At 32.3% G+C, this 12,166-nt stretch carries 8 protein-coding genes and 1 tRNA gene; 3 read left to right on the forward strand and 6 right to left on the reverse strand.

What is annotated here, in order from left to right; translation table 11 throughout:
* The 6 genes from X928_RS00855 to X928_RS00880 form a co-directional block, all read right to left on the reverse strand.
* The coding region (locus X928_RS00855) for an N-6 DNA methylase (protein WP_169926249.1) at positions 1-1,823 on the reverse strand (1,823 nt) is incomplete at its 3' end.
* 143 nt (positions 1,824-1,966) lie between these two features.
* Entirely contained in the window at positions 1,967-2,635 is a 669-nt protein-coding gene (locus X928_RS00860) for a hypothetical protein (RefSeq protein WP_103065544.1), read from the reverse strand.
* The gene (locus tag X928_RS00865) at positions 2,628-3,119 is read right to left on the reverse strand and encodes a hypothetical protein (RefSeq protein ID WP_103065545.1); all 492 of its coding nucleotides are present in this window, start codon (positions 3,117-3,119) and stop codon (positions 2,628-2,630) included. Before X928_RS00865 ends, X928_RS00860 begins: the two co-directional genes overlap by 8 nt.
* Before the next feature lie 328 nt (positions 3,120-3,447).
* A tRNA-Ala gene (locus X928_RS00870) sits at positions 3,448-3,522 on the reverse strand.
* A 34-nt stretch (positions 3,523-3,556) separates the two neighbouring features.
* Positions 3,557-4,252 (reverse strand): ABC transporter ATP-binding protein, encoded by a 696-nt coding sequence (locus X928_RS00875; protein WP_103065546.1) that lies wholly within the window; start codon positions 4,250-4,252, stop codon positions 3,557-3,559.
* Positions 4,252-6,852: an ABC transporter permease gene (locus X928_RS00880; protein WP_103078080.1), complete on the reverse strand. Its 2,601-nt coding sequence runs from the start codon at positions 6,850-6,852 to the stop codon at positions 4,252-4,254. Before X928_RS00880 ends, X928_RS00875 begins: the two co-directional genes overlap by 1 nt.
* A 253-nt stretch (positions 6,853-7,105) precedes the next feature.
* Between X928_RS00880 and htpG the strand changes: the two genes are divergently transcribed.
* From htpG to amrB, 3 genes are all read left to right on the forward strand, one after another.
* On the forward strand, positions 7,106-9,010 hold the full coding sequence (gene htpG / locus X928_RS00885) for a molecular chaperone HtpG (protein ID WP_103078081.1): 1,905 nt from the start codon (positions 7,106-7,108) through the stop codon (positions 9,008-9,010).
* Between the two features lie 207 nt (positions 9,011-9,217).
* Entirely contained in the window at positions 9,218-11,305 is a 2,088-nt protein-coding gene (locus X928_RS00890; RefSeq protein WP_103078082.1) for a hypothetical protein, read from the forward strand.
* Between the two features lie 31 nt (positions 11,306-11,336).
* Positions 11,337-12,161 carry an AmmeMemoRadiSam system protein B gene (gene amrB, locus X928_RS00895; RefSeq protein WP_103078083.1) on the forward strand — a complete coding sequence of 275 codons (825 nt, stop codon included), beginning with the start codon at positions 11,337-11,339 and terminating at the stop codon, positions 12,159-12,161.
* Positions 12,162-12,166 lie beyond the last annotated feature (5 nt).

The raw sequence follows: 12,166 nt of genomic DNA on the forward strand, positions 1-12,166 counted from the left end.
TAGGGGACTATCATACTTGACTTTAAAGAATTTCCATGCAAGTTTAAGATGAAGATTCTATCAAAACTTTGCAGTAGAGATTCCCTCATCCCTCTGAATGTTGGGTTATCAAGATAACTGTGATTAGTAATAAAACCTACAACGCCCTCACCATTTTGATCTATTTTCCACTGTGCATATCTTATGAATTTCACATAATCATCCTGAAGCCATTTAGGGTTTTTCTCATCAAGAGGTTTACCATCTACCTTATAGTAACCATCGTCTTTGCTTCCATCTGCTCTTATATAGCCTTTTTTCAACAAATCATCAATCCACTTTCCCTTATTGACAGATATTCCAGAATATGGTGGATTACCCATTACAACAAGAATTGGCTTCTCCGTCTTTATTTGATTTGCAATTCTGCTTTCCTCTGTTATTTCTCTCATGAACAGTAAAGGATCATGAACCTCTGATTGTTCTAATGTGTTTGTAAGGTAAACTTGTATTCTATCGTCATCTTTAAACCTGTAATGCCATCTCTGAAGTAGGTCTGTAATCTTTAAATGTGAGATTACATAAGGCGTGATTAAGATTTCAAATCCATAAAAATGCTTTAGAAGGTGATTCTCGATTTTATCAAAAATTATACCTCTTAACCCTTGATTCTTTAATTCTCCCAATGCAACAAGAAAAGTTATCCAGAAAAAAGTTCCCGTTCCAATCGCAGGGTCAAGAACATTTACACTGTCATCTGCAAGGCCTAATGATTTATCAAAGTGCTTCTTCAAAATTGAATGTACAGAATTTACAATAAAGTTTACAACAGGGCGGGGTGTATAATAAACTCCGAGATGTTTTCTCTTCTCAGGCTCGTAATAATTCAAAAAATCTTCATAGAAAAATATTATTGGATCTTTGTCCTTTTTGCCACGCTTATCAATTTTAATTAGAATCTCGTCTAACTTTGCAGCATTTAGTATATCGATAATGTCATCTACAATCCATGAGATATTTGGAGGAAACTCTTCACCAGAAATGTTCAAGAAGATACGTTTAATCACACCAACATTTCTGGGGATATAGTATGATGCTGTTCTTCTATCTAATTTACCTCGGCAACTTTTCTTAGCCAAAAATAGGCCATAGGTGATGGTTTGGGCATAGGCATCTGCACAATCCTCTAATTTTACATCTTTGATAAGTTCTTTTATACCCAGATAAAAATCATAGATTGATGAAGGAGATTCATTATTTTTAATTTTCTCCAAATCATTTAAAAGTTGGTCTTTAGCCAGTTCCTTCAATAATTTCGCTCTTTTAGAGAGTTCTACAGCCAGTTCTTCAGCTAATACTATTGTTGGTAGTTTATACTCAAAAAATTCATTTATGAGAGAGGCAAATGTTTCTATTTTCTCTTTAGAGATAGATAAATTTCTTTTATCCAAATCGGAAAGCATGAAAAGATCGCAATCATAAACCTTGCGCCCTTTTCTAATAAGAACAAATTGAAGATAATTAGTGAGTATCAGATTATCAATACTTTCAATATATTTTTTAAGTTGGTCCGTCTCAAGTATTTTATCTAAATTTTCTCCAAGGTCTTTTGTTTCTATAAAACCAATTTTTCGGTTATTATAAAACGCCTTAAAGTCAGGTGCACCAAGCCCAGCAGCTCTTTTCGGTTCCTGAGTAAGATTATAATCTGGATTTAACCCTTTAATAAGATTTTCAAACGGAGTTCTGTAAGTCCACTCCGTATAATCTCCTTGTGAGTATATACTGTAAACTTCTTTAAAGTAATTTTTTATATCTTTCTCAATCTTACTGTTATCGACCATTCATATCACCCTTGAGAATTTTTTGGAGGCAGACGGAATGTCATATTACGGCTGACACAAATCTGAAAGTCCACCGAAGGTGGATTTGGACGTAGGCGCAAAGCTCCGAAGCCACACTCTCTCTGTTATATGAAGTTGTGCTCTTACTCATTTTTCTCAATCTTCCTCCAAGTCATAAAGTCTCTTGTTACTCCATCACCAGTAAACCTGTACATTCTTGCATGTTTGTTCGCCGGTTCTTCAACTATTGATATTTCTTTAATCTCCTTGATTTTTGTTATTTTCTTATAGCACATTTTACCCATATAAGCTTTGCCCACGATATGTTCACATTCTCCATATTCCTTCCCACATATAGAACAATCTTCTTTTTCAATAATAAAACTAGGACTAACAAACATTTGAGGAGGGAAAAGAAGTTTCTCTATCAAATGTAACTTATTTTCATATCCTTCTGCATTTAGCTCTATTGCTATGCTATGTGCTTGTGCTGCTGTCCTAACTGCAGATTGAGCATTTATTAGAAAATCCCATGCTTTATTGGGATCGTCTTCTTTTAATGCAATCCACATCTCCAACTCATTAACCATAGCATCTATTAAACTTTCTAAGCTTAGCATAGCGTTTGCAGAATTCTCATCTTCAACTTTTATCATTTGTTCCTTCAAAGATATGGTTCTATGCTTAAGGTTTGTCAACTTCTTAACAGCCTCTTGCTGAAATTCTTTATCTCTACTAATAAAAAAAAATTTTCCGCATTCTATTATCACTTCGTAAAAATCTTTTAAAAACAACTCTATTTCACTATTCATTGTGTACCTCTCTAATTATCTTAGGAAGATCTTTTAATCCTTCTGGTGGACCTTCGTATTCTATTTTTTTATAATGTCCACTTTTAGTTTCCGTAACTATACGAAGTTTTGACTTCCTACTATCCCTCGGAATTCCTCTAAACCATTCTGTTAGATGATTTGAGATGACATTAAGAGTAATTGACACTAAATGTGGATTTTCACTTAATAACATTGCTGAAATGAAAATAGTGGGTCCAACCCATTCAAATGCATTTTCAGATATAAAAGAGAATTTTTCACCCGATTGTTCAAGTGGTGTTTCAATTACATTATTTTGTCGCCAGAGTGTCCTCACAGTTGATGTTGTACTTTCATGAAGAAGATCTTCTTTAGTTACGGCTACTTCATAATTACGAGGTAAAAGTGCTATGGAAGTTGGTATATTGCATCCTAATTCCTCTGCTTTCTTTTTAACATCTATGTAGTCTGATACTTTAAGCATATTTCCCCTTCCTTTCTTTTTTTAAGCACAATTTCAGATAACGTTCCGAGTGTATCTGAAAAGTCCGACTTTGCTGCATGTGAGCGAAGGTTCGTAAACCGTAGCCTTTTATCCGTTTCTTTGATAGCCTCAGGCTTAGACTTTACCAGTTTTGAAAGTAGAAAACCGAATCTAATAAAAAGCGTAATAGTGAAAATGCGACTTTTTGTCCTCATATCTCGGCAATATAAGGAATTTCACTAACATTTCGGCTTATGAGAAGTTTTTCGACAGAAGAGAGTAAAATTTGGGAAATTTGCGCGCCGAAGGTGAGGCGGCTAATTCAATATGGTGGAGTTGATGGGATTCGAACCCACGACCTTTGCCTTGCGAAGGCAACGCGCTCCCGCTGCGCTACAACCCCTTCTTTTTATATTATATCAAAATTCATCAAATAATTAAACTTCTTGTATAATTCCATCTCTAATTTGAATAATTCTATCGGCTCTTTTTGCAATATTCAAATCATGGGTAACTACCACAAGCGTTGTTCCCTTTTCTTTTCTTATTTCCTCCAAAAGTTCTATTATTATTTCACCGTTTTCACTGTCAAGATTTCCTGTTGGTTCGTCAGCCCATATAACCTCTGGCGAATGTATTATAGCCCTTGCAATAGCAACTCTTTGTTGCTCTCCACCTGATAGTTCATAGGGGAATCTTTCTACTTTACTATCAAGCTTAACCTTCTTTAAAACTTCATAAGCTTTGTCTTTTGAGGTTTTGTTCTTTTCTCCTAAGATTAGCAAAGGCAACTGAACATTTTCTAAAACCGTCAAAACCGGAATAAGATTAAAAAATTGAAACACAAAGCCCATGTTTTTGGCTCTGAAGGAAGTCCGTTCTTCTTCTTTCAAATTTTGGAACGGAACCCCTTTAAAGTAAATCTCCCCTCTGGTAGGATTATCTATTGCCGAAAGGCAATTTAGTAAGGTGGTTTTACCTGAACCTGAAGGCCCTAATATACCAATAAATTCACCTTTTTTAATCGTTAGGTTAATGTTCTTTAAAGCCTCTACTTTTACTCTCTTATCGTTGTACACTTTGTACAATTCAATCGCTTTTATCAAAGCACTATTTTTATTCTCAACTTCCATTATCCAATCTCCCTCAAACTATCTGCTGGTGTGATTTTAGTTATTAAAAACGAAGGTATCATCAAGGTTAGAAAAGTGATTAAATATACCATTCCAATTATTCCAACTACATTCAACAAAGGAAAATAAAAATCAACATTTCCTAAAAATTGAAAGATGGCGAAAATTACATCCTTTGCAACTAGGTAACCTCCCACCAGACCAATGAAAGCTCCTACGGATACAATGCTGAAATTTTCAATGAGAAGTCCCTTGGTTATATCTTTTGAACTTGAACCGATAGCCCTTAGAGTTCCGATTATTCTTTGGCGAATTATACATGATCTTACAGAATACAGCGCCAGTCCTGAAAATCCACTAATCAAACCAAGATAGAGCATCCCTGTTGCTAGAGAAATTATATCATCAACACCATTATAGATGGTTTGTAATTCCTCTTCTATAAAAATGGGATAATCAAAGTTTGACATATATTTCTGCTTGACTTCGTCAATATTTTCTTTAGGCACATTCCCTAAAAGTATATCGATACTTTTCACACTATTAGGTTTAGAAACTATATTTGCAACATATTTTACAGGAATTGTAATATCTTTTAAGTCAAAAAAACCAACAACATCATAAGAAACGTTAGATTCTCCACCTAAGGGTGTAATAGAAGAAAGATTACCCTTCACGTACTCTGGGACTTTTTCTTCATCACTAAATTTTCCATAAAGAACGGTATTTTTACTCTTCAGTTCTTCTCTCCAATCTGTTACTGATTCCGATGGAATTATCGCCGATTCAAGAAAAGTATTGTCAACAAAAGCTATGATCTGTGAATTGAGCAGGGCAACTTGAACCTTAGTTGGTTTTTCTATTCCTTCATAAACAGCTATATCATCAGAAAAAAATAGGTTTTTTATAGGGTTTGATACAACCAAAAAATTGTATCCAAACAATCCTTCTTGCATAGAAGTATCCACAAACTTAACCAAATTCGCCGGTATGGAAGAAATAACAATCAAACCAAAAATAATTATACCAAACATCAAAGAAAGCATTAAAACTCTCACTGGGAATCTCTCAACATACGAAAATCCCAAAAGAAAAGGAACGCTCTTCTTTGAGGAAAACACCTTAGAAAACCTTTTTAAAATTGGAATTATAGAAGTAAAAAAAAGAACAACGATAAAACCGAATAAAAAAGATCTTTGAAAAATAAAATTAAAAGTTAATACTTCTGAAGAGAGAGAAAAATATGTTTTACTAAGGATCATAAGAAAAATGGATAACCCAACATTAAATAAAGGGTTTTTGAATACAAATACTAATCCCAATGAAATTAGAATTAATCCCAGAATTTCAAACTCATTTGCAAAGGACATTAAAAGAATACCAGATATAATAAAAAGAAGGGAAAACCATCCGTTAATACCATGAGGAACGTATGCCTCCACATCTTTTTTCAAGGATTCTACAGGAGAATTGTTGGAAATATGTAACCCTTTAATCATAAAAATAATCAACGGAATTACAATACCTATTAAAAAACCAAATATTATTGTTCTAACACTTAATTCATAAGGAACGGTTGTAAAACTTCCAAAAGTTTCGAAAGTTAGACCTGATGCAATTTCACCAAGTTGGTTTAACAGGACTGCTCCTATTTTCGCCCCCAAAATGACTCCTATTATAGAAGATATCCCGAAATATAACAAAGCCTCCATAAAGAAAAGAAATAAGATCTTAAATCTTTTAAAACCTAAAATTCTTAAAATACCCACCGTTTTTTCTTGCTCGTTTGCAAAATTATTCCCGAAAACAATAACTAATATTAAACCCGCTAATATGGAAAAAGAACTAAAGGCAAAAACAATGTATCCTAGAATTTCATTTGCGGGAGAATTTAAAAAATCCTTTTTTATATTATTAATCTCCAAATTTGAAGGGAGAGAAATATCAGAAATATGTGCATTTTCAGATTCAACAAAATCTACATACGCCTTGGATGGGAAAACTGTATTACCTTTGAAATCTGATACATTAACAAAGACTGATCCTGGATACTGTGCCATCTCTCCTCGGTAATTCAAAAAACCTTTTTCACCAACATAGGAAATCTCTAAATTTTTTGAACCTCCAGGCATATGAATTACAATGGTTTCTCCTTCATTAACTCCAATTTCCTTTGCTATATCCTGAGATACAACTATTTTACCAGGGCTTAAATCAATAGTTTGACCTACAAAGTTTGAAAGGTCTTCTTCTTCAACCGCAACAACCAAAACTTCCAAAAAACGTCCGTTATTTTCTATTCTTCCAAAACTTTCCGAAACCGGCAGAATGTTTTTTACTTGGGGATTGCTTTTTAGATCGTCTAAAATCATTTGTGACAAAGGAAAAGAAAGAAATGGAGATGTCCTATTATTAACAATAAAGGCATCTGCTTGGCCAAAATTAACTTCCACTTGAGTTTTTCTATATGAAACTATCGAATCATTAAGGGAAAGAGAAGAAACAGTCAACAAAGAAGGGATGATAGCCCCCAATACTAGCAAAATACTTACTTGCCACTTCTTTAAAAAATTACGAAGGGCAAATTTCCAAAAAAACACTAAACCATCTCCCAAAATGCGTTATTCAGTGTATATTTTTATTTTATCAAATTACTTTCAAAAATACTATAGCATAATAAAAAAATATATCAAAATTCTTTGCATTCTAAAATGAGTTCAAGAGCTCAACAAAGTTCTCTATATAAAAATAATAAAAAAACAGAAAATTAACCTTCAAAAAGATTCGATATAATTATTTTTTGGTTAGAGTTTATAAGTACACTAAGATTCTAAAAAGCAGGAGGGAAAATAAATGCCTGAAGTAAAAGAATTTCAAGCAGAAACAAAACAATTACTCAATCTAATAATAAACTCCATTTACACTCACAAAGACATATTTTTAAGAGAGTTGATTTCTAACGCGTCGGACGCGCTTGATAAAATCAGATTCTTATCTTTAAAAGACCCTGGCGTTCTACAAAATGATACTGAATTGCAGATAAGGATTGAAATAGACAAAGATAACAACACTTTGATAGTTGAAGATAACGGTATTGGAATGTCTTATGAAGAAGTAATCGAAAACTTGGGAACTATTGCAAAATCAGGCACTAAAAACTTTCTGGAACAACTAAAACAGGCTCAAATGGGAGACAGCCCCACGGCAGATAAGGAAAACACTATAATAAACCTCATAGGGCAATTCGGAGTTGGGTTTTATTCGGTATTCATGGTTGCGAAAAAAGTTATTGTAGAAACAAAAAAATGGGATCAGGATAAAGGTGTGAGATGGGAATCCGATGGAATAGGAACTTATTCAATTGAAGAGTGTGAAAAAGCCAATAGAGGAACTAAGATTACCCTAATATTGAAAGACGATCTAGATGAGGATGAAAATTATTTGGACCAATATAAAATTCAAGAATTAGTCAAAAAACACTCTAACTATATAAAATATCCCATAAAAATGAAATGGGAAGAAGAAGTAGAAGCAGGTAAAAAGAAGATAACCGATAAAATACTTAATTCGATGGTTCCCTTATGGAACAAAAACAAAGAAGAAATATCTCAAAATGAATACAACGAGTTCTACAAAGAACATTTTTACGATTGGAACGATCCTTTCGATGTTATTCATTTCAAAGCTGAAGGAACAACGGTTGAATTTACAGCTTTGCTTTATATTCCTTCTAAGTTGCCCTTTACTTTTTTCAGTAAAGATTACAAAAGGGGCTTAAACCTCTATTCAAAGAACGTTTTTATAATGGAAAACTGTGAAGAAGTTCTCCCCGATTATTTGGGGTTCGTTAAAGGATTGGTGGATTCTCCAGACTTCTCTTTGAATATCTCAAGAGAAATACTCCAAAAAAACAAACAACTAAAAGTAATAAGAAAAAATATTGAAAGAAAGATATTAGATGCTTTAAAATCAAAACTCGAAAACGAAAGAGAAAAGTACGTGGAATTTTGGAAAGAATTTGGAAAGGTTATAAAAGCAGGATTGTACCAAAATATACTGGAAAAAGAAAAAGTTCAAGATCTGCTTTTATTCGAAAGTTCTACGTCTGATAAAAATATGGTAACCCTTAAAGAATATATTTCAAAAATGAAAGAAGATCAAGGTAATTACATATATTACGCAGTGGGGGAAAGCAAAGATATTATTGAAAACCTACCTCAAATGGAAACTTTCAAAGAAAAAGGTTATGAGGTGTTGTACTTAACAGATGAAATAGACGAATTTCTCATCAAATTGATGCATGACTACGAAGGAAAAGAATTCAAATCGATCAGCAGTTCAAATGTAAAAATAGATGAAAAATTTAAAGAAAAAGAAGAAGAAAACAAAGACTTGCTCCAAAAAATAAAAGAGTATCTTAAAGACAAAGTAAAAGATGTTAGATTAACAGATAAATTGAAGGAATCCCCCGCATGTATAGTAAGTGCCAACGAAGCAATCTCCTTGAACATGGAAAAAACCCTAAAAAACTTAGAGCAACTACCTTTTGAAGCTGAAAAGATCTTAGAGCTAAATCCTGATCATCAAGTATTTAAAATATTAACAGATATATACCACAAAGATCCCCACTCAGAAGAAATTAAAGATTACGCTGAATTACTTTACAATCAATCTTTGTTACTTGAAGGATTAGAAATCGAAGATAAAACTACATTTGCAAAACTGATCACAAAGCTAATGATAAAATCAAAAAAATAAAGACGCCCTAAAAGGGCGTTTTTCAATTTCAAAAGAGTTACAACGCAAATGACTATTAAAGAGAGTTTTTAAGTTTTTATGGTATAATTAAAGTAATAAGAAAATATTCTAAAACATATCCATATTCTAAAACTTTCTAAAGGCATTTTTTAAACCCAACTAAAATAACAAATTTATACTGTTTTTACTGAATTTTAAGGGGGTCTCATGCCGAGGCAGAAGAAATCTCTTTTCTTTATTTTTTTACTATTACCTTCATTTTTCTTTGGTTTTTTCATAGATTATGACTCATCCACCAACGCCAATATCGTATTTTTTGAAACGCAAAGTAAGTTTGAAATTTATCCAAACGATTCAAAGACCATTTACAAAATTTCTTTCGAAGAGGAAATTTTTGAACAAGCTAATTACAAAATCAGTAAAGGGCCTGTAAAAGAAGTCTCTACTTCAAAAAAAGTAATTACAATCAAATCTCTTTATCCAATGAACAATTTCGAAATAAAGGACGATAGGATAACCTTTTATGGATATGAACCATACACTTTTCAACAGATAAACTTTGAAAAAATAAAGTTAAATGACGCTATAGATATGTTGTTTACATACATTGGCTGGAATTGGATAAAAACCGAAGAATTACCCGACACCTTTTTCGCTATAAATTCAAATGAAATACATATAGAACATTTTTTAAGAATGCTGAATGAAGTTTATTCTTTAAATACAATCTTTTACGATGAAGATACTGTATTAATAGGTAAAAAAGCTTCTGCCTTTGAAAATGACTTGCCTTTATTCATTGAAAATGAAAATATCTCTGAAGAAAGTTCATCAACAAATTTTATGCGAGTCTCTTCAAAGGAAGATTCTTTAGATAAAAATCAAGAATATTTGCTTTTCTTTGAATCAAAGTATGACCTAACCCGTTTAGAAAAAATATTTGATTGTAAAGTAGCCTTTTTTGAGGATAGTTACTACGCTGTACTTGCTAAAGAAGGGGAAAAGGATCAAATTAAAGAACTAATAAATTATTTAAACGAAATTCCAGAAACATACGATGAGTCTTTACTAATAGCATCACAAGAAATTAATGAAACGCCTACTCATATTGAAAAGAAAGAGAATTACGATGATGAAAGTTATATTGTTTTAACGTCTACCTACGATATGACATTTTTAGAAGAGATTCTACCTATAAAGACTTACAAGTTAGACGAACAAAATTTCTTTTTAATGGGAAGTAGTGAATCAATAAAGATAGCGGAAAAAATTAACGAACTTGTTCAACCTCGAGTTGTTCCCGGCACGTCCAAACCTGTAATTAACAAAGAACTTGTTACCATTTCTGTTAAAAAGAGTACAATTTTTGAGAAATTATTAATCCAAGAGAATATCCATTTTTCAAAAATCACAGCACAGGAAGATTATGTTCTATATATGTTAGAATATGAAGAATCCATAACAAATTTTGTAAAAAATATTCTGGATTCATTCCCTTATGAAAAGGGTGATATTGAAGTTTCGTTAAAAGAGTTAATTTCCTTGGTAGCAAAAGCACAATCTATAAACGTTATATCAGATTTTGAAAACGATAAAAAGATAACTATCAATGATTTTAATTTAGATATGTCATCATTACAGCCTTATCTGGTATCTCAAGACATATGGTACGAGAACATCGGGCATAATACCCTTAGATTTTATGAACAGAAAAAATTATTAAAATACGAGATTTTCGTCTTCTCAGGACAAAATGTTGATAGATTCTCTGTAGAAGAACTTTACTTATTAACTTTACAATTTGATGGTATAATAAATGGTAGCAAAGATAGGGCTTCATTAATATCAAAACCTGTAATATATGTCAATGAAGGTGAACCAGCATCAATAAAATCTGTCTTATCGGTTCCCGTATTCGATGAGGAAGGTAAGATAGTTTCAAAAATAGAATCAGGTTTTATAATGGAAGTAAGTGGTGAATACGACAATATTACAAAATTGGTCAACACTGAATTAGATATAAGTATAAGCGAATTAAAAAACGAGGATAAAAACATAGTTGATGAAAGAAATATGAGTAGTAAATTCACCATACCCAACGGTGGTTTTATAAAATTAGGTGGATTGAATTTTACCAGCATAGTTGAAAACGAAAGCGGTATTCCTATTTTTAAAGAAATACCAGTAATAGGACAATTATTCACTTCGTATGAAAAAACAGAAAATGTATACGATTTAGTTATTCTTATACATGTTGAAGTATCTAATAAACCTGAAATAGAGAATTATTTCTGAAACATCTGTCTCTCAGGAGGCGATTAGAAATATGGAGAAGATAAGGAATCCTGTAGTTGCAGGTACTTTTTACCCTTCGAATACAGAAAATTTAAAAAGTCTTATAAAAGAGCTTTTCGGTGATAGTTTTAAAGTAAATTCTGAAAAATTAATTCCTCCTATGGGGGTTATAGTACCTCATGCTGGTTACATATATTCTGGGGAAACCGCAGCAAAAGCCTATAAAAAGACATTTGAAAAAGGTATAGCAAAAAGAGTATTTTTGTTAGGGCCTAATCATACAGGATTAGGGTCTAAAATATCAATTTTTACAAGTGGTAGTTGGGAAACCCCCTTTGGAAAAATAAAAGTTGACGAAAAAACCACAAGAAAGATTTTGAAAGAGTTAGATATTTATAACGATGAATTTGCACATTTAAATGAGCATTCACTAGAGGTACAGTTACCTTTTCTTCAGTATGCTATGGGAAATGATTTTGAAATTGTACCTATTTGTATGATGGATCAAAGTTTAGAAACCTCCAAGAAACTAGGAAAAATTTTATCAAATATAATAGAAGACGGAGATTTAGTCGTTGCTTCTTCGGATATGAATCATTACGAAAGTCATGAAAAGACGTTGCTAAAAGATGAAAAAGTTATAGGAACATTAAAAAAGATGGATTTGCAAGAAATGTATGATACAATAAAAAGATATAATATCAGTATGTGTGGATATGGTCCCGTCGCTGTTCTTTTAAGTATAGGATTTGATGATATTGAAATAATCGATCACACGACGAGTGGCGAGAAAAGTGGCGATTATGAAGCGGTAGTTGGATACCTTTCTGCAATAGTTAGTAATTTACAAAAATAATAAAC

The organism is Petrotoga miotherma DSM 10691, from assembly GCF_002895605.1.
Taxonomy (GTDB): domain Bacteria; phylum Thermotogota; class Thermotogae; order Petrotogales; family Petrotogaceae; genus Petrotoga; species Petrotoga miotherma.